Origin of the sequence: Aquipuribacter nitratireducens, assembly GCF_037860835.1 — a bacterium.
Taxonomy (GTDB): Bacteria; Actinomycetota; Actinomycetes; order Actinomycetales; family JBBAYJ01; genus Aquipuribacter; species Aquipuribacter nitratireducens.
On sequence record NZ_JBBEOG010000001.1, the window covers coordinates 495144 to 520342 of the forward strand.

The following is a 25199-nucleotide window of genomic DNA, read 5'->3' on the forward strand; positions in this document are numbered from 1 at the left end:
CGGCCGTCACCGGGTGCCGCCCAGGTCGAGGGACCCGAGGCCGACGCGCTCGTCGTGCCGCTGCGCCCGCTCGAGGTACGTGCGCGACTTGTCGACCTCGCTCTGCAGCGCCCCCACGGTGGCGGCCATGCTGTCGAGGGCCTCGACCTTGAACGCGTCGATGGCGTCCATGGTGGCGTAGATGTTGGCGAAGGCGGCCTCGAGCTGCGGCAGCCCGATCGTGGCCGAGGCGGCCTGCCGCTGGATCTCGACGGAGTTGTCGAGGAGCAGCTTCGAGGTGCGCTCGATGAGGTCCGACGTCGTCGTGTTGAGCGCCGAGATCTGGTCGAGCACGAGCTTCTGGTTGGTGAGGGCCTGTGCGACGACGACGGCCGTCCGCAGCGCCGACACCGTCGTCGTCGAGGCCCGGTCGACCCCCTTGACGAGCTCGAGGTTGTTCTTGATGACGACGTCGATGGCGAGGTAGTTCTGGATCGAGACCGCGAGCTGGACGAGCAGGTCCTGGTGCTTCTGGCGCACGTAGAACAGGACGTCCTCGCGCAGCGCGCGGGCCCGCTCCGGGTCGGTCGCCTCGAGCGCGGCGACGCGCTCGGCGAGCTGCGCGTCGAGCCGCTCCGCGATGTACACGTACTGGTTGAGGCGGGTCATCGCCTCCCACAGCGCCACCTTCTCGAGGTTGAGGGCGGCGTTGTCCTTCATGAGCTCGTCCTGGCCCTCGCGGAGCGCGTGGAGGATGGCGTCGAGGTGGGACTGCGCGCTCTGGTAGCGACGGAAGTAGTCGGTGAGCCGCTCGCCGAACGGGATGAGCCCGAGCAGCCGGCGTGCGCCGGTCGCCTGGGAGGGGTCGAGGTCCTCGACCGTCCGGCGCAGCTCCACCAGCGTCGTGCCGACCTTCGAGCCGGACGACAGCCCGCCCTCCCGGATGGCCCGGACCGGTGTCTGCAGCAGCCGGTTGGAGCTCTCCGCGGCGCCGCGGATGTCGGCGTCGCCCATGCCGCGGACCTCGGCGGCCTTCGCCGCGAACTCGGGGGAGCGGCTCTCGGCGGCGAGCAGCGCGTCGAGGTAGTCCGCCACCTTCGCGTCGAGCGCGGGCAGCACGTCCGGCGCGACGGCCGGGGCCGTGGCGGGCGCCTGCGTCGTCGGGACGGCCGCCACGGGCGCGGGTGCGGTGAGGGCGAGGACCGGTTCCGCGGGCCCGGGCGGGGACAGCGGCGACGCCGCGCCCGGGGCACCGCCCTCGGGGTGCTGAGCGCTCACGTCCGTCTCCTCCCCGGGCGCCGTCATCCGCGCCGACGCCCCGCTACCGACGCCTCGGACGATACGCGTCGCGTCCCCGTCGCGGGAGGCGTCGGAGCAGACACCCCCGGACGGGCTCAGGAGCGCTCGGGGTCCGCCGTGACCGTCGCGTACGGGTAGGGCAGGGGGCGGTCGCTGGCGGCGTCGAGCCGGGCGCGCTGCTCGTCGCCCAGCTCCCACCCGACGGCGCCCAGGTTCGCCTCGAGGTGCTCGGGGGTGCGCACGCCGATGATGGGGGAGGTGACCCCCGGGCGGTCCTTCACCCACGCGAGCGCGACCTGCGCGACGGTGCGACCCGTCTCCTCGGCGACCGCGTCGAGCGCGTCGACGACGCCCCACGTGCGGTCGTTGGCGTAGACGTCCCACGCCTCGCCCCAGCCCTGCTTGGCCGCCTCGTCGATGCGGGTGTCCGCGGGCGGTCCGGACATCCCCCGCCGGTAGCGGCCGGTGAGCCAGCCGCCGCGCAGGGGGCTCCACGGCAGGATGCCGAGCCCCTCGGTCACCGAGACCGGGACGAGCTCCCACTCGAGCTCGCGGTCGAGGAGGTTGTACAGCGCCTGGAGGCTGACGAAGCCCTCCCAGCCGTTCGCGGCGGCGAGGTCCACCGCCTTCTGCAGCTGGTAGCCGGCGTAGTTCGAGGCGCCGAGGTACCGCACCTTCCCCTCGCGGACGAGCGCGTCGAGCGTCGACAGCGTCTCCTCCAGCGCGGTCGCACCGTCCCACGCGTGCACCTGGTACAGGTCGATGTGGTCGGTCCGCAGCCGCCGCAGCGACGCCTCGACCTGCCGGCGGATGTGGCCCCGCGAGAGCCCCTGGTCGTTGGGGCCCTCGCCCATGGGGAAGCGGACCTTCGTCGCGATCGTGACGGCGTCGCGGTCGGTGGTCGCGAGCCAGCGCCCGAGGATCTCCTCGCTCGTCCCCTGCCCGTAGACGTTCGCGGTGTCGATGAACGTGCCGCCCGCGTCGAGGAACGTGTCGCACATGCGGTGCGACGTCGCCTCGTCGGTCTCGCGACCGAACGTCATCGCGCCGAGGCACAGCTCGGAGACCTTGAGACCACTGCGACCGAGGAAGCGCTGCTGCACGATCGACGACGCTAGACGCCGCGAAACGGCGTTGCACGCCGGGGCGCGCGCCCCGCATGCTGCGGCCTCGTGGGTCACGTGGACGTCGTCGGGGTCGGGTTCACGCTGCCCGACGGCCGCCCGCTGCTCCGGGACGTCTCGTTCCGCGTCCCCGACGGCTCGGCCACCGCGCTCGTCGGCCCCAACGGCGTGGGCAAGACGACGCTGCTGCGGACGGTGACCGGCGACGTCGACCCCGACGAGGGCCACGTCGCGCGCTCCGGCGGGCTCGGGGTCATGCGCCAGCACGTCGCCGCCGTCGACCCGGACGCCGACGGCGTCGTCACCGTCGCGCTGCTGCTGCGCAGCGTCGCCCCGCCGCGCGTGCGGGCGGCCGCGGCCGCCGTCGACGCCTGCGAGCTCGCGCTGATGGAGGACGACAGCGAGCCGGTGCAGATGCGCTACGCCCAGGCGCTCGCCGACTACGGCGATGCGGGTGGCTACGAGGCCGAGACGCTGTGGGACGTGTGCTGCGAGGCGGCGCTCGGGGTCGGGTTCGAGCGGGCCCGCGGCCGGGACGTCCGGACCCTGTCCGGCGGCGAGCAGAAGCGGCTCGTCCTCGAGGCGCTGCTGCGCGGTCCCGACGGCGTCCTCGTCCTCGACGAGCCCGACAACTACCTCGACGTGCCGGCCAAGCGCTGGCTCGAGGACCGGCTCCGCGAGACGACCAAGGCCGTCCTGCTCGTGAGCCACGACCGCGAGCTCCTCGCGCGGGCCGCGGACCGGGTCGTCACCCTCGAGCCCGGCGCCGCCGGGGCCACGGCGTGGGTGCACGGTGGCGGGTTCGCGACGTGGCACACCGCCCGCGAGGAGCGCAACGCGCGCCTGGAGGAGCTGCGGCTGCGCTGGGACGAGGACCGGGCGCGGCTCGTCGCGCTCGTGCAGCGGCTCAAGGTGAAGGCGACGTACAACGACGGGATGGCCAGCCAGTACCAGGCCGCGCAGACGAGGCTGCGGAAGTTCGACGAGGCGGGCCCGCCCCTCGCCGTGCCGCAGCAGCAGAAGGTGACGATGCGGCTGCGGGGGGCCCGGACCGGCAAGCGGGCCGTCGTCTGCGAGGGGCTGTCGCTGCGCACCGCGGACGGCCTGCCGCTCGTCGAGCCCTTCGACCTCGAGGTGTGGTTCGGCGACCGCGTCGCCGTCCTCGGCTCCAACGGCTCCGGCAAGTCCCACCTGCTGCGCCTCCTCGCCGCCGGCGGGAGCGACCCCGACGCCGAGCACCGCCCGGTCGGGGCGGTGCCGGACCCCGTCCCGCACGACGGGACCGCGCGGCTGGGCGCCCGGGTGCGTCCGGGGTGGTTCCGGCAGACGAACGCGGCCCCCCACCTCGTCGGGCGGACCCTCCTGGAGGTGCTCCACCGTGGTGACGACCGCCGCGACGGGCTGCCGCGCGAGCCGGCGAGCCGGGTCCTCGACCGGTACGGGCTCGCCCGGGCCGCCGAGCAGCGGTACGAGCTGCTGTCCGGGGGACAGCAGGCGCGCTTCCAGGTGCTCCTGCTCGAGCTGTCCGGCTGCACGCTGCTCCTCCTCGACGAGCCGACCGACAACCTCGACCTGCACTCCGCGGAGGCGCTCGAGGAGGCGCTCGCGACCTTCGAGGGCACGGTGCTCGCCGTCACGCACGACCGCTGGTTCGCGCGGGGCTTCGACCGCTTCCTCGTCGTGGGGCGGGACGGCCGCGTGCGCGAGGAGCCGGACGCGGTGTGGGACGAGGGGCGGGTCGTCCGCGCCCGCTGAGGCGTTTTGACCCGCGACGCCCCCGGCTCGTATCGTGGGGCGCTGTTGCGCGCACTACCGCGTGCGCGCCCTCGCCCCGCGGCACCGGCACTCCGGCCGGGCCACGCGGCGGCGGACCTTCGAGACTAGACCGGCTGGACGAGGTAGACCTGTGCGCACGTTTTCCCCCCGCCCTGGCGACGTCGACCGTCGCTGGCACGTGATCGACGCCTCCGACGTCGTCCTCGGGCGTCTGGCGAGCCAGACCGCCCAGCTGCTGCGCGGCAAGCACAAGGCGGTCTACGCGCCCCACGTCGACACCGGTGACTTCGTCATCATCGTCAACGCCGAGAAGGTCGCCCTCACCGGCTCCAAGCGCGACCAGAAGGTCGCCTACCGCCACAGCGGCTACCCGGGCGGCCTCAAGGCCGTCGGCTACACCGAGCTCCTCGCGACCAAGCCGACCCGCGCGGTCGAGAAGGCCGTCGCCGGCATGCTCCCCAAGAACCGGCTCGGGCGTCAGATGCTCGGCAAGCTCAAGGTGTACGCGGGCCCCGAGCACCCGCACGCGGCGCAGAAGCCGCAGCCCTTCAGCGTCAACGACCAGATCGCCCAGTGACGCGGTCCGCCGCGACCACCCCCTGACCGCAGCCCGACTGCACAGCACCTGAGGAAGTAGGAGACACGTGGCCGACGTCACCACCGACGCCCCCGCCGGCACCCCGGACACCGACGAGGCGACCGAGGAGTTCAGCGGCAGCTACACGACCGAGTCGGTCGTCGAGACCCGCAGCGGCGGGCAGAGCATCACCGCGCCCGGTGCCGCCGTCGGCCGCCGCAAGCGCGCCATCGCCCGCGCCCGGCTCGTCCCCGGCTCCGGCCAGTGGACGATCAACGGCCGCGCGCTCGACGACTACTTCCCGAACAAGGTCCACCAGCAGGAGGTCAACGACCCCTTCTCGGTGACCGAGACCGAGGGTCGCTTCGACGTCGTCGCCCGCATCGTCGGTGGCGGCCCCTCCGGCCAGGCCGGGGCGCTGCGCCTCGCGATCGCGCGGGCCCTCAACGGCATCGACGTCGAGGCCAACCGCCCGACGCTGAAGAAGGCCGGCTTCCTCACCCGCGACCCGCGTGCGGTCGAGCGCAAGAAGGCCGGGCTCAAGAAGGCCCGCAAGGCCCCGCAGTACAGCAAGCGCTGACGCACCCCTCGCGACTCGATGGGCAGGATCTTCGGTACCGACGGGGTACGGGGGCGGGCCAACGTCGACGTCACGGCCGAGCTCGCCCTCGACCTGTCGGTGGCGGCCGCCCACGTCCTCGTCGAGGGCCGTCCCGACACCGGTGAGCGGCCGCGGGCGCTCGTGGCCCGCGACCCGCGGGCCTCGGGGGAGTTCCTCTGCGCCGCCGTGTCCGCCGGGCTCGCGAGCGCCGGGATGGACGTCCTCGACGCCGGGGTGCTCCCGACGCCGGGGCTCGCGCACCTCGTCGCCACGCGCGACGACGTCGACCTCGGCGTCATGATCTCCGCGTCGCACAACCCGATGCCCGACAACGGCATCAAGTTCTTCGACCGGTTCGGGCACAAGCTCGCCGACGACGTCGAGGACGCCATCACCGACCTCGCCGGGCAGCCGTGGCAGCGGCCCACCGGGGCGGCGGTCGGCCGCGTCCGGACCGACCACGGCGCCTCGCAGGTGTACGCGGCCCACTGCGTCAACACCCTCGACGACGCCGCACCGCTGACCGGCCTGCGGGTCGTCGTCGACTGCGCGCACGGGGCGGCGTCCGTCGTCGCGCCGATGGCCCTGCGCTCGGCGGGGGCGCAGGTCACCGTCATCGGGGCCGAGCCCGACGGGCTCAACATCAACGACGGCTACGGCTCCACGCACCTCGAGAGGCTGCAGGCCGCGGTCGTCGAGCAGGGCGCGGACGCCGGGGTCGCCTTCGACGGCGACGCCGACCGCTGCCTGGCCGTCGACGCCGCGGGCCGCGTCGTCGACGGGGACCAGGTCCTCGCCGTGCTCGCCCTCGGGCTCAAGGAGCAGGGTCGGCTCGTCGGCGACACGGTCGTCGCGACGGTCATGAGCAACCTCGGGCTCCGGCTCGCCCTCCAGGAGCACGGCCTCCACCTCGTCACCACGGCGGTGGGCGACCGCTACGTCCTCGAGGAGATGCGCGCCAAGGGCTACGTCCTCGGGGGCGAGCAGTCCGGGCACGTCGTGCTCGCGGAGCACAACACGACCGGTGACGGCCTCCTCACCGCCCTCCACCTGCTGCAGCGGATGACCGCCACCGGACGTCCGCTCGCCGACCTCGCCGCCGTCGTGACGCGGCTGCCGCAGGTGCTCCTCAACGTGCCGGGCGTCGACAAGACCCGCGTGTCCGCCGACGACGTCGTCGTGGCGTGCGTCCGTGACGTCGAGGCGGAGCTGGGGGAGCGCGGGCGGGTCCTGCTGCGGGCCTCCGGCACCGAGCCGCTCGTCCGCGTCATGGTCGAGGCGCCCGACGAGGAGACGGCGCAGAAGCACGCCGACCGCATCGCCGACGTCGTCCTCGACCGGCTGTCGCTGTCCTCCGTGGGCTGAGCGGGAAACCCGTTGCCGCGCGAGGGCGCGCGCGGGACCGTTGGTGTGTGGACACGCGCACCGACACCGCCGTCGTGACGAGCGTCGTCGAGATCGACCCCACCTCGCCGTGGTTCCCGGACCTCGTGCGCCTGCTCGCGGACGTCGACCGCGAGACCGTCGGCGACGCGTACGAGCCGCAGAGCGTCGAGTACCACGCGCGGTCGTGGCGCACCCCGAACGGGCGCCAGCTCGGGTGGGGCGTCGTGGCCGGTGGTGGGCTCGCGGGTGTGGCCAAGGCCTACCTGCCCACGCAGGACAACACCCACCTCGTCGAGCTCGAGCTCGCCGTCGCCGCCGCGCACCGGGGCCGCGGCCACGGGCGGGCGCTGCTGGAGCGCGTCGTCGCCGCGGCCCGGGCGGAGGGGCGCGACACCGTCGTGTCCGGGACCGGCTACCGGCCCGACCCCTCCGAGGCGTGGACGCTGCACGAGCAGGCGGTCGCGGACGCCAGCGTCAGCACCGACCGGGTGCCCGACCACCTCGGTGTGGGCTTCGCGCGGGCCAGCGGCGCCACGCCGGTGCAGACCGAGATGCGCAGCCAGGTGCGGCTGCCGGTGCCGGACCCCGTCCTCGAGGCCGTGGAGGCCGAGGCCGCCGGTCGCGCGGACGGGTACACGACGCGGACGTGGACGGGGGTCCCCCCGGACGACCTCGTCGACGACCGCGCCGTCCTCGCCGAGCGCATGAGCACGGACCCGCCGCTCGGGGACCTCGACTGGCGCCCCGAGGTCTGGGACGCCGCTCGCGTCCGTGAGACGAGCGAGGACTGGGCCCGCCGCGGCATCACCGTCGTGGGAGCCGGCGCCGTGGACCGGTCGACGGGCCGCATGGTCGCGTTCAGCGAGGTCGGCCGCGACGAGCGGGAGCCGACCATCGCCTACCAGTTCGACACGATCGTCGACCCCGGCCACCGCGGCCGGCGGCTCGGGATCGTGGTGAAGGCCGCGAACCTGCGCGCGGTCGCGCTCGCGTGGCCGGAGGTGCGACGGGTGCAGACGTGGAACGCGCTGGAGAACGGGCCGATGCTGCGCGTCAACCGGGCGCTCGGCTTCGAGCCGGTGGGCCTCTACACGCTGTGGCAGCTCGTGCTCCGCTGAGGGTGCGACCGAGCGGGCGCACCCGCGCCACAACCGCTGCGGCGCAGGGGTCGTAGCGCGGCTTCGGGTTGTATCCGCGCTCTGATCCCTGCGGGACAGGGGTTGTGGCGCGGTTTCGGGCTGTCTCCGCGCTCTGATCCCTGCGGGACAGGGGTTGTGGCGCGGGCCGCCCGCCGCATCCGTCAGACCTTGCGCAGGCGCACCCGTCGGACCGAGTGGTCCGGGCCCTTCGTGAGGACGAGTGAGGCCCGGCCCCGGGTGGGGAGCACGTTCTCTCGCAGGTTCTTCTCGTTGATGTCGTGCCAGATCCGCTCCGCGGTCCGCACGGCGTCGGCGTCGGAGAGGTCGGCGTAGCGGCGGAAGTACGACTCCGGGCGGGCGAAGGCGGTCTCCCGCAGGCGCAGGAACCGTTCGACGTACCAGCGGCGGACGTCGTCCACGCGAGCGTCGACGTAGATCGAGAAGTCGAAGAAGTCGCTGACCGCCACGCCCTGCCGGCCGTCGGAGCGCACCCGCGCCGGCTGGAGCACGTTGAGCCCCTCGACCACGAGGATGTCCGGGCGCCGCACCGTGACGTGCGCGCCGGGGACGACGTCGTACGTGAGGTGGGAGTACACCGGAGCGGGCACGAGCGCCTGGCCCGACTTCACGGCCTGGACGAAGCGCAGGAGCGCCCGCCGGTCGTAGGACTCGGGGAAGCCCTTGCGGCCCATGAGGCCCCGGCGCTCGAGCTCGGCGTTGGGGTAGAGGAAGCCGTCGGTCGTCACGAGCTCGACCCGTGGCGTGCCCGGCCAGCGCGACAGCATCTCCCGCAGGATGCGGGCGGTCGTCGACTTGCCGACCGCCACGGACCCGGCCACCCCGATCACGTAGGGGGTGCGCGCCGCGGGGTGCTCCCCGAGGAAGGTCGCCGTGGCGTCCCGCAGCCCGTCGTTGGCCTCGACGTACAGGGTGAGCAGGCGCGACAGCGGCAGGTACACCTCCTCGACCTCCCCGAGGTCGACCCGGTCCCCGAGGCCCTGGAGGCGCACGAGGTCGGCCTGGTCCAGCGTCATGGGGGTGGCGGCACGCAACCGGCTCCACGCCTGCCGGTCGAGCTCGACGTAGGGCGACGCCGCCCCGTCGGGTGCGGCCAGGGGTGTCAGCACGCGCGGTCCGGCCCGCTGGTCGGCCCGGTCACGGGCCTGCTCCCGCGCCTGCGCCGGGGACGGGGTGCCTGCTCCTAGACTCCCCGGCATGTGCGGAATCGTAGGAGTCACCGGAGGGGTGGGCGCGCCGAGCGCGCTCGACGTCGTGCTCGGGGGCCTGCGGCGCCTGGAGTACCGCGGCTACGACTCCGCCGGTGTCGCGCTGGTCGCCGACGACGCCCTCCACGTGACCAAGCGGTCCGGCAAGCTCGCCCGTCTCGTCGACGCCGTCACCGCCGCGGAGACCCTCGAGGCGGTCCCCGCGTACTCCTCCCGCACCGGCATCGGCCACACGCGCTGGGCGACGCACGGCGCGCCGACCGACGAGAACGCCCACCCGCACCTGTCCGAGGACGGTCAGGTCGCCCTCATCCACAACGGCATCATCGAGAACTTCGCCCCCCTGCGCGCCGAGCTCACCGAGGCCGGGGTCACGCTGCTGAGCGAGACCGACTCCGAGGTCGTCGCCCACCTGCTGGCGCGTCGCCTCGCCGACGGCGGGACCGACCTCGCCGGTGCCATGCGCGACGTCGTCCAGCGGCTCGAGGGTGCCTTCACCCTCCTCGCCGTGTGGCGCGGCCAGCCGGACGTCGTCGTCGGGGCCCGCCGCTCGTCCCCGCTCGTCGTCGGCGTCGGGGACACCGCCACCTACCTCGGCAGCGACGTCGCGGCGTTCATCGACCACACGAAGGAGGCGGTCGAGCTCGGCGAGGACCAGGTCGTCGAGGTCCGCCCGGACGGCTTCACCATCACCGACTTCGCGGGCGCCCCCGTCCAGGGCAAGCCGTACACCGTGACGTGGGACGCCGCCGCCGCCGAGAAGGGCGGCTACGACACCTTCATGGCGAAGGAGATCGACGAGCAGCCGAAGGCGGTCGCCGACACGCTCCTGGCCCGCTCGGACGAGCAGGGCCGGCTGGTGCTCGACGAGATGCGGATCGACGAGGCGGCGCTCGCCGACGTCGACAAGGTCGTCATCGTCTCGTGCGGCACGAGCAGCTACGCCGGCATGGTCGCGAAGTACGCGATCGAGCGGTGGGCGCGCATCCCGGTCGAGATCGAGTACTCGCACGAGTTCCGCTACCGCGACCCCGTCATCGGCGCGCGCACCCTCGTGGTGTCGATCAGCCAGTCCGGGGAGACGATGGACACGCTCATGGCGGTCCGGCACGCCCGCGAGCTCGGCGCGACCACCGTCGCCGTCTGCAACACGCACGGCTCGACGATCCCCCGCGAGTCCGACGGCGTCCTCTACACGCACGCCGGTCCCGAGGTCGCCGTCGCGAGCACCAAGGCGTTCGTCGCGCAGATCACCGCCATCTACCTGCTCGGGCTCTACCTCGCCCAGCTGCGCGGCACGCTCGCCGCCGCCGACATCAAGGGCGTCCTCGCCGAGCTGCACGCCGTGCCGGACAAGGTCCAGAAGGTGCTCGACGGGTCGGGTCACGTCCGCCAGATCGCCCGGTGGATGGCCGACACCCGCTCGGTCCTGTTCCTCGGGCGCCACGTCGGCTTCCCCGTCGCCCTCGAGGGGGCCCTCAAGCTCAAGGAGCTCGCCTACATCCACGCCGAGGGCTTCGCCGCCGGCGAGCTCAAGCACGGCCCGATCGCCCTCATCGAGCCCGGCCAGCCCGTGTTCGTCGTCGTGCCGAGCCCCGAGGGCGACGACTCCGTCCATGCCAAGGTCATCTCCAACATCCAGGAGATCCGGGCCCGCGGGGCCCGCACCATCGTCATCGCGGAGGAGGGCGACGACGCCGTCGTGCCGTACGCGGAGGAGATCATCCGCGTGCCGCAGACCCCGCCCCTGCTGGCCCCGCTCGTGACGGTCGTGCCGCTGCAGGTGTTCGCGTGCGAGCTGGCCGGCGCCAAGGGCCTCGACGTCGACCAGCCCCGCAACCTCGCCAAGAGCGTGACCGTCGAGTGAGCCCACGGGCTCGCGGATGATCGTCGGCGTCGGGACCGACGTCGTCGACGTCGCACGCTTCCTCGCGCAGCTCGAGCGCTCGCCGGGCCTGCGCGAGCGGCTGTTCACCGACGCGGAGCGCCACCTCTCGCCCGCGTCCCTCGCGGCCCGCTTCGCCGCGAAGGAGGCGATCGCGAAGGCGCTGGGGGCGCCCGGGGGGCTGCGGTGGCACGACTGCACGGTGACGCGCGAGCCGGGCGCCGCGCCCCGCGTGCACGCGCGCGGCACGGTGGCGGCGCGCATGGCGGAGCTGGGGGTGACCCGTCTCCACCTCAGCCTGTCCCACGACGCGGGCATCGCGGCGGCGACGTGCGTGGCGGAGGGCCGCGAGCCAGGCTCGACCGCGTGAGCACCCTCACGTGGACCCCCGACGCGCCCGGGGAGCTGCTGCCCGGCTGGCGCGCGGCGGACGTCGCCGCTGCCGACGCCGCGCGCCTCGCGACGGGCGTCGACCTCATGGCCGTCGCCGCCCACGCCCTCGCGGGGCGGTGCGCCGCACTCCTGCGGGAGCGTGCCGGCGGGGTGAGCGGACGCGCCGTCGTGCTGCTCGTCGGGCCGGGGAACAACGGCGGCGACGCGCTGCTCGCCGGTGCCTCCCTGCGTCGCCGCGGGGCGGGGGTCACCGCCCTGCTCCTCGCGGACAGGGCCCACGAGGGCGGGGTCGCGGGGCTGCGCGCCGCCGGGGGCCGCGTGATCCGCCCCCACCCCGACGACGAGGCCGACCTCCACCACGCCGCCGACCTCGTCCGCGACGCCGACCTCGTCGTCGACGGCGTCCTCGGCATCGGCGCCCGGGGGGCGGTCCGCGGGGCGGCCCACGACCTGCTCGAGCGGGTCGCGCTCCGCGGCGGGGCCGTCGTCGCGTGCGACCTGCCGAGCGGGCTCGACCCCGACACCGGGGCGCTGTCCGGCCCGGTCCTGCCCGCCGACGTCACCGTGACGTTCGGGGCGGCGAAGGCGGGTCTGCTGCTGCCCCGCGGCCGGCACGTCGTCGGGGAGCTCGTGGTCGTCGACCTCGGGCTCGAGGAGCACCTGCCCGACCCCGCCCTCCACCTCGTCCGCGACGGCGGCGCCCCCGACCTCCCGGGGCCCCACGTGGCGGTGCGGTGGCCGAGGCCGTGGCGGGACGCCGACAAGTACGCCCGGGGTGTGCTCGGCGTCGCCGCCGGTGACGACCGCTACCCCGGGGCCGCCGTCCTCGCGTGCTCCGCCGCAGCGGCGTCGGGGGTCGGCATGGTCCGCTACGTGCCCGCCGACGGCAGGGCCGCCGCCGTCGACCCGGTCGGCCCGCTCGTGCTCCGCGCGGTCCCGGAGCTGCTCGTCCAGCCCCTCGCCGACGTCGGTCGGGTCCAGGCGTGGGTGGTCGGGCCGGGGGTCTCCGAACCGGACGACCCCCGCGTGCGGCACGTCCTCGAGGAGGCCGACGAGCCCGCGGTCGTCGACGCCGGGGCACTGCAGGCCGCGGCCCGCCTGACCCGGGAGGGCACTCTGCGTCGCCCCGACCGGCTGCTGCTCACCCCCCACCGCGGGGAGCTCGAGCGGGTCGCCGGGGTCCTCGGGCTCGAGCGCCGCGAGGACGCCGTCGACACCGCGAGGGACGTCGTCGCCCGGACCGGGGCGGTGGTCCTCCTCAAGGGGGCGGACACCGTCGTCCTCACGCCCGAGGGCCGCACGACCGTGGTCCCGGGGGGACCGCCGTGGCTCGCCACCGCCGGAGCCGGTGACGTCCTCGCCGGGGTGGCGGGGGCGCTGCTGGCCGCCGGCACGGCACCGGGGCGGGCGGCGACGCTCGCCGCCCACGTCCACGCCGTCGCCGCGCACCGGGCGTCCCGCGGGGGACCCCTCCACGCGGCTCTCGTCGCAGACGAGGTGCGCGGGGTGGTCGCCGACGCGCTCGGTGCCCGCGTCCCGGGGGAGGGCCTCGCGTCCGGCGGCGCGCCCGTCCTCTGGGACGATGGTGCACGTGACTGAGCAGCTCGCCGCTCCGGGACCCGCGGCCGCCGCGGCGACCGCCCCGGCCCCGCTCGGGACCCCGGCCCCGGGCACCGACCCGAGCGTCGACCCGGGCGCCGACCCGGTGGGGACGGGCGTCGTGGAGGTCGACCTCGACGCCGTGGCGTCGAACGTCGCCGTCCTCGCCGCCCGCAGCGGGCGCCCCGTCCTCGCCGTCGTCAAGGCCGACGCGTACGGCCACGGCCTCGTGCCCGTGGCCCGGGCCGCCGTCGCCGGCGGTGCCACCTGGCTCGGCGTCGCGCAGCTCGACGAGGCCCTCCGCCTGCGCGAGGCCGGGGTGGACGAGCCCCTGCTGTGCTGGCTCCTCCTGCCCGACGCGCAGCTGCTCGAGGCGGCGGTGCGCCGCGACGTCACGATCGGCGTGTCCGACCCCGAGCACCTCGACGCCCTGCTCGCCGCGGCCCGGGCGAGCGGCCGGGTCGCCGACGTCCACGTCAAGGTCGACACCGGGCTCAACCGCAACGGCGTCCGCGTCGAGGACCTCGCCCCCCTCGCGGCCCGCCTGGCGGACGCCGAGCGCGACGGCCTCCTCGCGGTCGGTGGTGTCTTCAGCCACCTCGCGTGGGCCGACGCCCCCGACCACCCGACGGTCGACGCGCAGGCGGAGGCCTTCGCCGAGGCGGTCGACGTGCTCCGCGCCGCGGGGCTGCGGCCGACCTGGCGGCACCTCGCGAACTCCGCGGCGACCCTCACCCGGGCCGACCTCCACCTCGACCTCGTCCGGCCCGGGCTCGCCGTCTACGGCCTGAGCCCCGTCCCGGACCTCGCGACGTCCGCCGAGCTCGGCCTCCGCCCCGCGCTCACGCTGCGCTCCCGGCTCGCCCTCACCAAGCGCGTCCGCGCCGGGGAGGGCGTGTCGTACGGCCACGTGTGGACCGCCCCGCACGACACCGTGGTCGGGCTCGTGCCCCTCGGCTACGCCGACGGCCTGCCCCGCGCAGCGACCGGGCACGCCGAGGTGTGGGTCGGGGCGCGTCGGGCGCCCGTCGTCGGGCGCATCTGCATGGACCAGGTCGTCGTCGACCTCGGCCCGTCGGCGCACGACCGGATCGGCGACGACGTCGTCGTCCTCGGCCCGGGGGACCGGGGCGAGCCCACGGCGCAGGACTGGGCCGAGGCGGCCGGCACCATCTCCTACGAGGTGGTGGCGCGGCTCGGCGCCCGGCTTCCCCGCCGCTACGTCGGGACCGGCCAGGCCGTGCTCACCGACGACCCCGGCGACGGGCTCGACGAGGCGGTGTCGCCGTGAGCCCCCGTCCCGCCGCCCCGCTGCCTGCCCGGCCCCCTCGCGTGACGCCGTGGGGGCTCGTCGGGCTCGGCGCCGGGCTCGCCGCCGCCGGCGCCGGCGTCGCGGTCGGGGTGGCCGCGGACCGCGTCCACTCCCGGCGCAGGCAGGCGGAGGCGGTCTTCGACCGCGAGGGCCTCGCCCTGCTCGGCGCCGTCCGCGGCGAGGAGTACGTGCTCCACACCGACGACGGCGTCCGGCTCCACGTCGAGGTCGACGAGCCCGGGCCGCGCGACGCCGGGGAGGCCCCGTGCCTCACCGTCGTCCTCGTCCACGGCTACGGCCTCAGCAGCCAGTCCTGGCACTTCCAGCGCCTCTCCCTACGGGGTCGCTACCGCGTCGTGACGTACGACCAGCGGGGCCACGGCCGCTCCGAGCCGGGGCCGTCGGGCTCCGCGCGGATCCCCCGCCTCGGCCGCGACCTCGAGGCCGTCCTCGACGCCTACGCCCCGGAGGGGCCCGTCGTCCTCGTCGGGCACTCCATGGGCGGCATGACCGTCATGAGCCTCGCGGCACAGCGCCCGGACCTGTTCGGGGACCGCGTCCACGGGGTGGGGTTCGTCGCCACGAGCGCCGGCGACCTCGGCAGCCTCGACTTCGGGCTGCCCGGCGGCGGGGCCGTCACGCGCGTGGCGCCGAACCTGCTCGCGCTGCTCGCCCGCCGCCCCGAGCTCGTCACCCGCGGGCGGCGGATGGTCTCCGACATCGAGACGCTCGTCGTGCGGCGGTGGTCGTTCGCCTCGCCGGTGCCCTCGGAGCTCACGCGCTTCGTCGCGGACATCATCGCGAGCACGAGCATCGAGGTCGTGAGCGACTACCTGCCGGGCTTCACCGAGCACGACGAGAAGGAGGCGCTCGCGGTCCTCGACGACCTGCCGACGCTCGTCCTCGTCGGCGACCAGGACCGCATGACGCCGCCGCGGCACTCCGACGAGATCGTCCGGATGCTGCCGGGCACGGCCCACGTCGTCGTCCGGCAGGCGGGCCACCTCGTCATGCTCGAGCACCCGGACGTCGTCAACGGGCACGTCCTCGACCTCGTCGCCCGCGCGCTGCGGCACGCCCGGCGCCCGACCGGCGAGCAGCTGACCGCGCTGGCGTCCGCCTCCACCGCCAAGGGGCGCGGGCGTCGTCGCCGCGCCCTCGCCGAGGCCGCGGACGCGGTCCAGCGCCTGGTGGGGCGGCCGCTGGAGAACCGCGGTGCCTGAGGCGGTCCGGTCGCTCGTGGAGAGGCACGGGACCCCTGCACGGGTGACGTTGCGCTGTCCCGGCCCCTTGGACACCGCCGCCGTGGGCGAGGCGCTCGGTCGCCAGCTCGTGGGCGGCGACGTGGTCGTCCTCGACGGACCGCTCGGGGCCGGCAAGACGACGTTCACCCAGGGCCTGGCGCGCGGGCTCGGCGTGACGGCCCCCGTGACGTCGCCGACGTTCGTGCTCGCACGCCACCAGCGCCCCGACCCCGCCGGCCCCCGCCCGGACGGCCCCTGGCTCGTCCACGTCGACGCCTACCGCGTCGGCGGCGCGCTCGAGTGGGACGACCTCGACCTCGACTCCGACGTCGACCGCTCGGTCGTCGTCGTCGAGTGGGGCCACGGCCTCGCCGAGCGGCTCGCGGACCGGTGGGTCGCGGTGCGGCTCACCCGCGCTGCGGGCGACGGCACCTCCGACGGGGAGGCGCGCACGCTCGAGGTGTCGCTCGAGGGGACGGCCCCGGGTCCGGAGCACGCCCCGGGGCGTCGTGTCGACCTCGACCTGCTCCCCGGGCGCGTCCCAGCGCCGGAGGGGAGCGACCCGTGAGGATCCTCGGTCTCGACACCTCGACGTCGACCGTCTCGGTCGCCGTCCTCGAGGGGCCGGCGGAGCCGGTCGGACCCGCGGCGGCCGCGCCGCGGGTGCTCGCCGCGGCCGACGTCCACGAGGGCAACCGCCCGGCGGAGCTCCTCGCGCCGACCATCAAGCAGGTGCTGGCCGAGGCGGGCCTCGGTCCCCGCGACCTCGGGGCCGTCGCCGCGGGCGTCGGACCCGGGCCGTTCACGGGCCTGCGCGCCGGGCTCGTCACGGCGCGGGCGCTCGCGCACGTCGTCGGCGTCCCCGTGCACGGCGTGTGCAGCCTCGACGCGCTCCACGCCGCCGCGCTCGCCGCCGGGGGTCCCGCCGACGCCGTCGTCGTCACCGACGCGCGCCGCCGCGAGGTCTACTGGGCGACGTACCGGGACGGCCGGCGCACCGGCGACCCGCAGGTGGGCGCGCCCGCCGAGGCGGCCGCACGCGCCGCCGCCCTGGGCGTGCCGGTCGTCGGCCGCGGCGCCCTCGTCCACGCCGACGTCCTCGGAGCCCCGCCGGAGGCGCTGCCCCTCGACCCGCCCGCCGTGCAGGTCGCCGCGCTCGCGCTCGCCTCGCTCGCCGGGCGGGGGCCGCAGCCGCTGCCGGCGGACCCCCTCTACCTGCGACGCCCCGACGCGCAGGTGCCCGGCGCCCCGAAGCGGGTGACCGGGTGAGGACGCCCGCCGTGACCCTCCGCCGGCTGCGGTGGTGGGACGCCGACGCGGTCGCCGCCGCCGAGCCCGAGGCCTTCGGGTCGGACGCGTGGTCGAGGGAGGCCGTCCTCGCCGAGCTCGCGGCCCCCGGCCGCTGGTACGTGCGCGCCGACGACGGCGACGGGCACCTCCAGGGGTACGTCGGGACCGCCGCGCACGGTGCGGACGCCGAGCTGCAGACCGTCGCCGTGCTGCCCGCCGCCCGCGGGACCGGGCTCGGGCGGCGTCTCCTGGACGAGGCGGTGTCGGCCGTGACCGCGGCCGGCGCGCGCCGGCTCCACCTCGAGGTGCGCGAGGACAACGGCCCCGCGCTCGCCCTCTACGGCGGTTCCGGCTTCCGCCGCACCGGCCGGCGGCCCCGCTACTACGCCCCGGCGCGACCGGACGGCGAGCGGGTGGCGGCAGTGCTCATGACGCGCGACCTCGCGAGGGACCCGGCCGAGCCCCCCGGGTCGGCCGAGCCGGCCGGTCACGGGGGAGCGGGGCGGCCGTGAGCGACGCGCCCCTCGTGCTCGGCATCGAGACCTCGTGCGACGAGACCGGGGTCGGTCTGGTCCGCGGTGGCACGCTGCTCGCCGACGCGCTCGCGAGCAGCGTCGAGGAGCACGCCCGTTTCGGCGGCGTCGTGCCCGAGGTCGCGAGCCGCGCCCACCTCGAGGCGTTCCTGCCGACCCTCGAGCGCGCGTGCCGCGAGGCGGGTGTGCGGCTGGAGGACGTCGACGCGGTCGCGGTGACGAGCGGGCCGGGGCTCGCCGGCACGCTCGTCGTCGGGGTGTCCGCGGCGAAGGCCCTCGCCGTCGGGCTGGGGGTGCCGCTGTACGGGGTCAACCACCTCGCCGCGCACGTGGCCGTCGACACCCTGGAGAACGGGCCGCTGCCGGGCGCGGCGCTCGCGCTGCTCGTCAGCGGCGGGCACTCGAGCCTCCTGCGCGTCGACGACGTCACCGCCGACATCTCGGTGCTGGGCCACACCCTCGACGACGCCGCCGGCGAGGCCTTCGACAAGGTCGCGCGGGTGCTCGGGCTGCCGTTCCCGGGTGGTCCGCACGTCGACCGGGCGGCGCGCTCGGGCGACCCCGCCGCCATCCGCTTCCCGCGCGGGCTCACCGGGGCCCAGGCGGTCGGGCGCGACGGTCGCGACCACCACGACGACTTCTCCTTCTCCGGCGTCAAGACGGCGGTCGCCCGGTGGGTGGAGAAGGCGCGGGACGAGGGTCGCGCGGTGCCCGTCGCCGACGTCGCCGCCTCCTTCCAGGAGGCGGTCGTCGACGTCCTCAGCAGCAAGGCCGTCGCCGCCTGCCGGCGCGAGGGGGTCGACCACCTCCTCGTCGGCGGCGGAGTGGCGGCGAACAGCCGGCTCCGGGCCCTCGTCACCGAGCGGGCGGAGGCAGCCGGCGTCCGGGTGCGGATCCCGCGTCCGGGGCTGTGCACCGACAACGGGGCCATGGTCGCCGCGCTCGGCGCCCTGCTGGTCGAGCGCGGGCGCGCGCCGTCGCCGCTGGAGATCGCGACCGACCCGGCCATGAGCGTCCGGCAGGTCCTCGCCGGCACCTGACGGGGCGGCGCGCGGACCGTCCGGCGGCGCGTCCGGACGGGTGGTCGTCGGTCAAGGCGCCGCCCGGGTGGGCCGACACACCTCCGCAGGGGCGTGCCACGAGGGTGCGCCGGTCGGAGGTCGGACGTGCGGACGGGTCCCACGAGCAGCAGCGGGAACGGCAGCGGGGACGTCGTGCCACCGACGGACGGCGAGACCGCCGAGCGCCTGCGTCAGGTCTTCCGCAGCACGGGCGCCGCCATGGGCCTCGTCGGGCTCGACGGCACCTGGCTCGCGGCGACCGACCGTCTCTGCGAGCTCCTCCGCACCGACACCGACACGCTCCTCGCGCTCAGCCCGCGCGACCTCATCCACCCCGACGACCGGCCGGCGGCCGTGCGGGCGACCCGGCTGCTGCTCGAGGGCGGCGTCGACTCCGTCGACGCGGAGCGGCGCTACCTGCGCGCCGACGGCGGGGTCCTGCACGCCCGCGTCGCGACGACGCTGCTGCGCGACCCGGACGGGCGCCCGGACAGCTTCCTCACCCAGCTGCTCGACACCGAGGACGACAGCGGGCCGGTCCCGCTCGAGCGCCAGGTGAGCGGGCTCGTCGGCGCCGACACCTTCCTCGCCCACGTCGACCGGGCCCTCGAGCGCAGCCGGCGCGCCGGACGCACCGTCCTGCTCGTCCACGTCGAGCTCGACGACACCGGCACCGACCCCGTCCTGGCCGCCCGGCTGCGCACGTGCGCCGCGCAGCGGCTCGTCGGCACGGTCCGCGGCGGCGACATGGTCGCGGCCCTGCCGGCGCGGCTCACCGTCTGCTGCGAGGGCCTCGTCGACGAGGCCGACGTGCCCACCGTCGTCCGGCGGCTGCACGGCACGCTCACCGCCGCCGTTGAGGTGGACGGACAGCGGCACCTCCTCCCGGTCGCCGTCACCGCCGCCGTGGCCGGACGCGGGGAGACGGCCGACGAGCTGCTCGCCCGACCCGGCTGGCCCGTCGACGTCACGGCCGGACCGGCCGTCGCAGGCCCACCGGCGGGGGTCGCGGCGAGCGGGCCGGGCCAGGTCCCCCGTGCGAGCGCGGTGCCGGCGCAGTCCGTCCTGCCGGGTCGAGGGGCCGACGCGGGGCGCGCGGGCCGCGCTGGTCGTCACCGGGCGGGCGCGGTCCGGTGAGCCCGGGAGCGCTCAGGCCGTGACGGGGTCGACGACGAGCACGAGCCGCTCGTCCCCGCGTCGCGTCAGCACCACCGTCGCCTCGCCGTCGCCGTCCAGCCGCAGCGCCCGCCGTAGCTCGTCGGGGTCGATCGGGCTGCCGCGCCGCTTGACCGTGACCCGACCCACCCCGTGCCCCCGCAGGTACGCGCGCAGGCGCTTGAGGCCCCACGGCAGCACGGCCCGGACCTCGTAGCTGCGGGCCAGCGGCGACGGCACGAGGTCGTCCGCCGTGACGTAGGCGATCATCGGGTCGAGGAGCCGGCCGCCGACGGCGGCGGCGACGTGCCCCACCAGGCCGGCGCGGACGACCGCCCCGTCGGGCTCGTGGAGGTAGGCACCGACCCCGCCGACCGGCGGGACCGGCAGGCCGACGTCGGTCAGCGTCCCCGCCTCCTGCACCTCGACCGCGCCGTCCCGCGTGACGCTGCGCAGGACCGTCGCGCTCCGCGCCGCCCCCGTGACCGCGGCCGCCCCCCACCAGAGCACCGCCTCCACGACGTCCCCGTCGACCGACGTCCACGCCGCGGTCCAGCCGTGGGCGGGTCCGCCCGGCGCCACGAGGGCGTGGTCGACGCCGGGCGCGACCTTGACCCCCACGGCGCGGACCCCTGTCCCCGGCAGGCCCAGCGCCCACGACAGGGGCGGTGACCACGCCTCGGGGTCCGTGAGGCGGCGGCCGCCGGCCCGTCGGGCGGGGTCCGCCCACGCGGCGTCGACGCCGCCCGGGGTGCCGGGCTGCGCCACGGGGAGCGCGGCCGGGAAGCCCGTCGCGTCGCCCAGGTGCACCCGCGCGCGCGGGAAGTGGCGGAGGTTGACGGTGGCGACGGCGGCTGTCGCCTCGTCCCGCTCGACGGCGTCGACGGCGAGGTCCATGCCCGCCATCGCGAGCGCGTCGACCCCGATCCCGCACCCGAGGTCGGCGACGCGCGTGGCGCCGGCGGCCCGGAGCCGGGCGGCGTGCCGTGCCGCCACCGGCAGCCGGGTCGCCTGCTCGAGGCCGTCGGGGGTGAAGAGCATGCCGTCGGCGAACGCCCCCACCTTGTCCCGCGCCGCCGCGCGCAGCCGCGACTGCGTGAGGGCCGCGGCGACCGTGCCCGGGGGCACGCCGTCGGCCCGCAGACGCTCCCCGAGGGCGAGCGCGCGGTCGGGGTCGTACGGTGGCAGGGCCTCGAGCAGGGCCCAGCCCTCGGGGCGGAGCAGGGCCGACAGGCCGGTCGGTGCGCCGTCCCCGGCGCCCGCCGCTCCCTCACCCACACCGCGATCCTGCCAGCAGGGCGAGGGCTGGCACTCGGGTTGACCGAGTGCTAATCGTCTGGCTACTGTCGACCTGGCACTCGACGGCATCGGGTGCCAGCTCGCCGGAGGACGGGTCGGCACCCGCGACGACGTCCCGACCGACGGCGGAACCCCAGACCACACGGACCGGCCGACCGGCCGGCCGCTCACGTCGCGAAAGAGAGGTCAGCACGTGGCTGTCTCCATCAAGCCGCTCGAGGACCGCATCGTCGTCCAGACGCTCGAGGCCGAGCAGACGACGGCCTCCGGGCTCGTCATCCCCGACACCGCGAAGGAGAAGCCCCAGGAGGGCAAGGTCCTCGCGGTGGGCCCGGGTCGCTTCGACGAGGACGGCGAGAAGCGCATCCCGCTCGACGTCCAGGTCGGTGACACGGTCCTGTACAGCAAGTACGGCGGCACCGAGGTCAAGTACGGCGGCGAGGAGTACCTCATCCTCTCCGCGCGTGACGTCCTCGCCGTCATCGAGAAGTGAGCCGGGCGTCGCGCTGACGCCCTCCCGACGCCGCCCCGGCCCCACGGCCGCGGGCGGCGTCGGTGCCTGACCTGCAGACGAACCACCCCTCCCACCGCCAGGAGCGAGATGCCCAAGAGCCTGTCCTTCGACGAGACCGCGCGGAAGGCGCTGGAGCGCGGGGTCGACGCCCTCGCCGACGCCGTCAAGGTGACCCTCGGCCCGCGCGGCCGCAACGTCGTCCTCGCGAAGAGCTTCGGTCCGCCCGTCATCACCAACGACGGCGTCACCATCGCCCGCGAGGTCGAGCTGTCCGACCCGTACGAGAACCTCGGCGCCCAGCTCGCCAAGGAGGCCGCGACCAAGACGAACGACGTCGCGGGCGACGGCACCACGACCGCCACGGTGCTCGCCCAGGGCCTCGTGCGCGAGGGGCTGCGCAACGTCGCCGCCGGCGCCAACCCGACCGCGCTCAAGCGCGGCATCGACGCCGCGGTCGCCGCGCTCGAGGCCCGCCTCGACGACATCGCCGTCGAGGTCACCGACTCCGCGTCCGTCGCGCACGTCGCGACCGTCTCGGCGCAGGACGCGACGATCGGCGAGACCCTCGCCGAGGCCTTCGACAAGGTCGGCCGCGACGGCGTCATCACCGTCGAGGAGGGCTCGACCACCGGCGTCAGCCTGCAGTTCACCGAGGGCATGCAGTTCGACAAGGGGTACCTGTCGCCGTACATGGTGACCGACCCCGAGCGCATGGAGGCGGTCCTCACCGACGCCCACGTCCTCCTCGTCGCGAGCAAGATCAGCACCGTCGCGCAGCTGCTCCCGCTCATGGAGAAGGTCCTCGAGACCGGCAAGCCGCTGTTCGTCGTCGCGGAGGACGTCGAGGGCGAGGCGCTCTCGACCATCGTCGTCAACAAGATGCGCGGCACCTTCACCGCCGTCGCCGTCAAGGCGCCCGGATTCGGCGACCGCCGCAAGGCGATGCTGCAGGACATGGCCGTGCTCACGGGCGCCCAGGTCGTCTCCGAGGACGTCGGCCTCAGCCTCGACACCGTCGGGCTCGAGGTGCTCGGCAGCGCCCGTCGCGTCGTCGTGACGAAGGACGACACGACGATCGTCGACGGCGGCGGCCAGAGCGACGCCGTGGCCGACCGGGTCCGGCAGATCAAGGCCGAGATCGAGCGCACCGACTCCGACTGGGACCGCGAGAAGCTCCAGGAGCGGCTCGCGAAGCTGTCCGGCGGCGTCGTCGTCATCGAGGTCGGCGGGCACACCGAGGTCGAGGTCAAGGAGCGCAAGCACCGCGTCGAGGACGCGGTGTCGGCGACCCGCGCCGCGATCGAGGAGGGGATCGTCGCCGGTGGCGGCTCCGCCCTCGTCCACGCCCGCAGCGCCCTGGACTCCCTCGACCGCGAGGGCGACGAGGCGGTCGGCGTCGACATCGTCCGACGCGCCGTCAGCCGCCCGCTGTGGTGGATCGCGACGAACGCCGGCCTCGAGGGCTCCGTCGTCGTCGACAAGGTCGCGGCGCTGCCGCCGGGGCAGGGTCTCGACGCCGCCACCGGCGAGCACGTCGACCTCGTGGAGCGCGGCATCGTCGACCCGGTCAAGGTGACGAAGGCGGCCCTGCGCAACGCCGCCAGCATCGCCTCCATGGTGCTGACGACCGAGGCCGTCGTCGTCGACAAGCCCGAGCCGGTGCAGGAGCAGGGCCACGGCCACTCCCACGGCGGCCACGGCCACCACCACTGAGGCGCAGGCCCGCAGCACCACCCGCAGCACCACCCGCAGACGCCGAACGGCCCGCCCGGTCCCCGACCGGGCGGGCCGTCCGCGCTCGTGCGGGCCGGGTACGTTCGCGCGTGTGACCGACAGCGCGACCGGAGCCCCCGCCCCCGGCCGACCCGCCGTCGGGCAGCCGCTCGCCGTCGTCGTGGTCTTCGCGACCTCGGCCGCCGTCCTCGTCCTCGAGATCCTCGCCGCCCGCCTCCTCGCGCCGTACGTGGGGGAGTCGCTGCGCACCTACACGGCGATCATCGGCGTCGTGCTCGCCGGGATCGCCGCCGGCTCGTGGCTCGGCGGGCGGTGGGCCGACGCGGTCGACCCCCGTCTCGTGCTCGGTCCCGTCGTCACCGGCGGGGGTCTGCTCGGGCTCGCCGCCCTCCCGCTGACGACGGCAGCGGGCAGCGCGCTCGCGGGCAGCGGCGCGATCGGCACCGTGCTCGTCACGGGGCTCGCCTTCTTCGGTCCCGCCCTGCTCCTCACCGCCGCGACGCCCCTGTGCGTCGCGCTCCGGCTCCAGGACCTCGCGGAGACCGGCCGCGTCGTGGGACGGCTCTCGGCCGTCGGCACCGCGGGCGCCCTCGTCGGCACCTTCACCACGGGGTTCGTGCTCGTCGCGGCGCTGCCGACCCGCGTCATCGTCGTCGCGGTGGCGGGCGCGATGGTCGTGCTCGGCCTGGGGCTCACCGTCGCCCTGTCGCGGCGGGGCGCGCGCCGGACCGTCGCGCTCGCGGCGGTCGCCGTCGCCCTGGGCGGGGTCGCGTGGGTGGTGCCGACGCCCTGCGACGTCGAGACGGAGTACTACTGCGCCGCGGTCGTCGCCGAGACCACCGACGACGGGCGCGAGCTCGACGTCCTCGTGCTCGACTCGCTGCGGCACTCGGCCGTCGACGTCGACGACCCGTCGTACCTGCACTTCCGCTACACGCAGCTGTTCGGCGCCGTCCTGTCGACGCGGCCGGCCGGCCCGCTCGACGTCGTCCACGTGGGCGCCGGTGGCCTGTCGATGCCCCGCTGGCTCGACGCCGAGCGACCCGGGAGCGCGAGCACGGTGCTCGAGATCGACCCGGCCCTCGCCGACCTCGCCCGGGAGCGGCTCGGGTGGACGGACCCGCCGTCGACGCGCGTGCTGGCGGGCGACGCCCGGCTCACCCTCGCCGACCTGCCCGCGGCCACCGCCGACGCCGTCGTCGGGGACGCCTTCGGGGGGCTGGCGGTGCCGTGGCACCTCACCACGCTGGAGTTCCTCGCCGACGTGCAGCGCGTGCTCCGTCCGGACGGGGTCTACGTGCTCAACGTCGTCGACTACGACGACCTCGGCCTCGCCCGGGCGCAGACGGCCACCCTGAGTGCGGCGTTCGACCACGTGGCCGTCGTCGCGACGCCCGAACGGCTCGCGGGCGAGGGGGGTGGCAACCTCGTCCTCGTCGCGACGGACGCGTCGTTGGCGCCCGACGAGATCCGTGCCGCCGTGCCCGCCGCGGACGTCGGGGCGGGGTCGGGCTCGGGATCGCGCGAGACGGTGCTCACGGGGTCCGGACTCGAGCGGTGGGTGGGAGATGCCGTCGTGCTCACCGACGACTACGCGCCCGTGGACCAGCTGCTGTCGCCGGCCGACCTGCCGGGCTGAGCCCGGCGAGGACCGGGCCGGGTCAGCCCGCGGCGGCGAGCCGGCGCGAGCGGGAGTACACGGCCTCGCGCTCGTCCTCCGTCATGCCGCCCCAGACGCCGTACGGCTCGCGGACCGCGAGGGCGTGGGCGCGGCACTGGGCGAGGACGGGGCACGACGCGCAGATGGCGACCGCCGCGGCGTCGCGGTTGCGCCGGGCGGGCCCGCGCTCGCCCTCGGGGTGGAAGAACAACGACGTCTCCGCCCCGCGGCACGCCCCCTCGAGCTGCCAGTCCCAGAGCTCGGCCACCGGGCCAGGCAGTCGGGAGATCTCGGCCATGTGTCCTCCTGCGTGTCCTCGGTGTCGCGTGTGCCGAGACCGTAGCAACCGCGTCAGAGATTGTTCAAGACCCGGTCTCGACTTGTTCGCCGGTGGTTCGCGGTCGACGTCCGCG

General features: G+C 75.9%; 23 protein-coding genes. 18 read left to right on the forward strand and 5 right to left on the reverse strand.

All coding sequences use genetic code 11. The features are described 5' to 3' along the window. Window positions 1-6 precede the first annotated feature (6 nt). Together WAB14_RS02185 and WAB14_RS02190 are read right to left on the reverse strand one after the other, a co-directional pair. The gene (locus tag WAB14_RS02185; protein WP_340266927.1) at window positions 7-1257 is read right to left on the reverse strand and encodes a toxic anion resistance protein; all 1251 of its coding nucleotides are present in this window, start codon (window positions 1255-1257) and stop codon (window positions 7-9) included. A 116-nt stretch (window positions 1258-1373) separates the two neighbouring features. Then, window positions 1374-2381, reverse strand: coding sequence for an aldo/keto reductase (locus WAB14_RS02190; protein WP_340266928.1), 1008 nt, complete (start codon window positions 2379-2381; stop codon window positions 1374-1376). A gap of 69 nt (window positions 2382-2450) precedes the next feature. Between WAB14_RS02190 and WAB14_RS02195 the strand changes: the two genes are divergently transcribed. From WAB14_RS02195 to WAB14_RS02215, 5 genes are all read left to right on the forward strand, one after another. Further along, a complete protein-coding gene (locus WAB14_RS02195; protein ID WP_340266929.1) occupies window positions 2451-4157 on the forward strand; it encodes an ABC-F family ATP-binding cassette domain-containing protein in 1707 nt (568 codons plus the stop codon). 151 nt (window positions 4158-4308) lie between these two features. Then, window positions 4309-4755 (forward strand): 50S ribosomal protein L13, encoded by a 447-nt coding sequence (gene rplM / locus WAB14_RS02200; RefSeq protein WP_340266930.1) that lies wholly within the window; start codon window positions 4309-4311, stop codon window positions 4753-4755. Between the two features lie 67 nt (window positions 4756-4822). Continuing rightward, entirely contained in the window at window positions 4823-5335 is a 513-nt protein-coding gene (gene rpsI / locus WAB14_RS02205) for a 30S ribosomal protein S9 (protein ID WP_340266932.1), read from the forward strand. Window positions 5336-5353: 18 nt separating this feature from the next. Further along, the gene (glmM, locus tag WAB14_RS02210) at window positions 5354-6721 is read left to right on the forward strand and encodes a phosphoglucosamine mutase (RefSeq protein WP_340266934.1); all 1368 of its coding nucleotides are present in this window, start codon (window positions 5354-5356) and stop codon (window positions 6719-6721) included. A gap of 47 nt (window positions 6722-6768) precedes the next feature. Continuing rightward, on the forward strand, window positions 6769-7860 hold the full coding sequence (locus WAB14_RS02215) for a GNAT family N-acetyltransferase (RefSeq protein WP_340266936.1): 1092 nt from the start codon (window positions 6769-6771) through the stop codon (window positions 7858-7860). Window positions 7861-8042: 182 nt separating this feature from the next. On the opposite strand, the gene coaA is transcribed toward WAB14_RS02215, so the two are convergent. Further along, window positions 8043-9098 (reverse strand): type I pantothenate kinase, encoded by a 1056-nt coding sequence (gene coaA, locus WAB14_RS02220; protein WP_340266938.1) that lies wholly within the window; start codon window positions 9096-9098, stop codon window positions 8043-8045. On the opposite strand from coaA, the gene glmS reads away from it, so the two are divergent. From glmS to WAB14_RS02270, 10 genes are all read left to right on the forward strand, one after another. Further along, window positions 9097-10974: a glutamine--fructose-6-phosphate transaminase (isomerizing) gene (gene glmS / locus WAB14_RS02225; RefSeq protein WP_340266939.1), complete on the forward strand. Its 1878-nt coding sequence runs from the start codon at window positions 9097-9099 to the stop codon at window positions 10972-10974. The two genes, coaA and glmS, sit on opposite strands and share 2 nt — an antisense overlap. A gap of 16 nt (window positions 10975-10990) precedes the next feature. Then, window positions 10991-11362, forward strand: a complete 372-nt coding sequence (locus WAB14_RS02230) for a holo-ACP synthase (RefSeq protein WP_340266940.1) — start codon at window positions 10991-10993, stop codon at window positions 11360-11362. Continuing rightward, on the forward strand, window positions 11359-12984 hold the full coding sequence (locus tag WAB14_RS02235) for an NAD(P)H-hydrate dehydratase (protein ID WP_340266942.1): 1626 nt from the start codon (window positions 11359-11361) through the stop codon (window positions 12982-12984). The genes WAB14_RS02230 and WAB14_RS02235 overlap by 4 nt, the downstream gene beginning before the upstream one ends. Continuing rightward, the gene (gene alr, locus WAB14_RS02240; RefSeq protein WP_340266944.1) at window positions 12977-14275 is read left to right on the forward strand and encodes an alanine racemase; all 1299 of its coding nucleotides are present in this window, start codon (window positions 12977-12979) and stop codon (window positions 14273-14275) included. Before WAB14_RS02235 ends, alr begins: the two co-directional genes overlap by 8 nt. Further along, window positions 14272-15519: an alpha/beta fold hydrolase gene (locus tag WAB14_RS02245; RefSeq protein WP_340266946.1), complete on the forward strand. Its 1248-nt coding sequence runs from the start codon at window positions 14272-14274 to the stop codon at window positions 15517-15519. Before alr ends, WAB14_RS02245 begins: the two co-directional genes overlap by 4 nt. 82 nt (window positions 15520-15601) lie before the next feature. After that, on the forward strand, window positions 15602-16108 hold the full coding sequence (tsaE, locus tag WAB14_RS02250) for a tRNA (adenosine(37)-N6)-threonylcarbamoyltransferase complex ATPase subunit type 1 TsaE (protein ID WP_340266948.1): 507 nt from the start codon (window positions 15602-15604) through the stop codon (window positions 16106-16108). Then, on the forward strand, window positions 16105-16809 hold the full coding sequence (gene tsaB, locus WAB14_RS02255) for a tRNA (adenosine(37)-N6)-threonylcarbamoyltransferase complex dimerization subunit type 1 TsaB (RefSeq protein WP_340266950.1): 705 nt from the start codon (window positions 16105-16107) through the stop codon (window positions 16807-16809). Before tsaE ends, tsaB begins: the two co-directional genes overlap by 4 nt. An 11-nt stretch (window positions 16810-16820) precedes the next feature. Then, window positions 16821-17342 carry a GNAT family N-acetyltransferase gene (locus WAB14_RS02260; protein WP_340266952.1) on the forward strand — a complete coding sequence of 174 codons (522 nt, stop codon included), beginning with the start codon at window positions 16821-16823 and terminating at the stop codon, window positions 17340-17342. Further along, a complete protein-coding gene (tsaD, locus tag WAB14_RS02265; RefSeq protein ID WP_340266954.1) occupies window positions 17339-18403 on the forward strand; it encodes a tRNA (adenosine(37)-N6)-threonylcarbamoyltransferase complex transferase subunit TsaD in 1065 nt (354 codons plus the stop codon). The genes WAB14_RS02260 and tsaD overlap by 4 nt, the downstream gene beginning before the upstream one ends. Before the next feature lie 126 nt (window positions 18404-18529). Beyond that, window positions 18530-19561 carry a PAS domain S-box protein gene (locus WAB14_RS02270; protein ID WP_340266956.1) on the forward strand — a complete coding sequence of 344 codons (1032 nt, stop codon included), beginning with the start codon at window positions 18530-18532 and terminating at the stop codon, window positions 19559-19561. A gap of 12 nt (window positions 19562-19573) precedes the next feature. Here the strand turns inward: WAB14_RS02270 and WAB14_RS02275 are convergent, their stop codons facing one another. After that, window positions 19574-20857, reverse strand: a complete 1284-nt coding sequence (locus WAB14_RS02275) for a THUMP-like domain-containing protein (protein WP_340266958.1) — start codon at window positions 20855-20857, stop codon at window positions 19574-19576. A 214-nt stretch (window positions 20858-21071) separates the two neighbouring features. On the opposite strand from WAB14_RS02275, the gene groES reads away from it, so the two are divergent. From groES to WAB14_RS02290, 3 genes are all read left to right on the forward strand, one after another. After that, window positions 21072-21371: a co-chaperone GroES gene (gene groES / locus WAB14_RS02280; protein ID WP_336920765.1), complete on the forward strand. Its 300-nt coding sequence runs from the start codon at window positions 21072-21074 to the stop codon at window positions 21369-21371. Window positions 21372-21479: 108 nt separating this feature from the next. Then, entirely contained in the window at window positions 21480-23105 is a 1626-nt protein-coding gene (groL, locus tag WAB14_RS02285) for a chaperonin GroEL (RefSeq protein WP_340266961.1), read from the forward strand. A 112-nt stretch (window positions 23106-23217) separates the two neighbouring features. Continuing rightward, window positions 23218-24765, forward strand: coding sequence for a fused MFS/spermidine synthase (locus tag WAB14_RS02290; RefSeq protein WP_340266963.1), 1548 nt, complete (start codon window positions 23218-23220; stop codon window positions 24763-24765). A gap of 22 nt (window positions 24766-24787) precedes the next feature. Here WAB14_RS02290 and WAB14_RS02295 read toward each other — a convergent pair whose 3' ends face one another. Next, the gene (locus WAB14_RS02295) at window positions 24788-25084 is read right to left on the reverse strand and encodes a WhiB family transcriptional regulator (protein ID WP_340266965.1); all 297 of its coding nucleotides are present in this window, start codon (window positions 25082-25084) and stop codon (window positions 24788-24790) included. Window positions 25085-25199 lie beyond the last annotated feature (115 nt).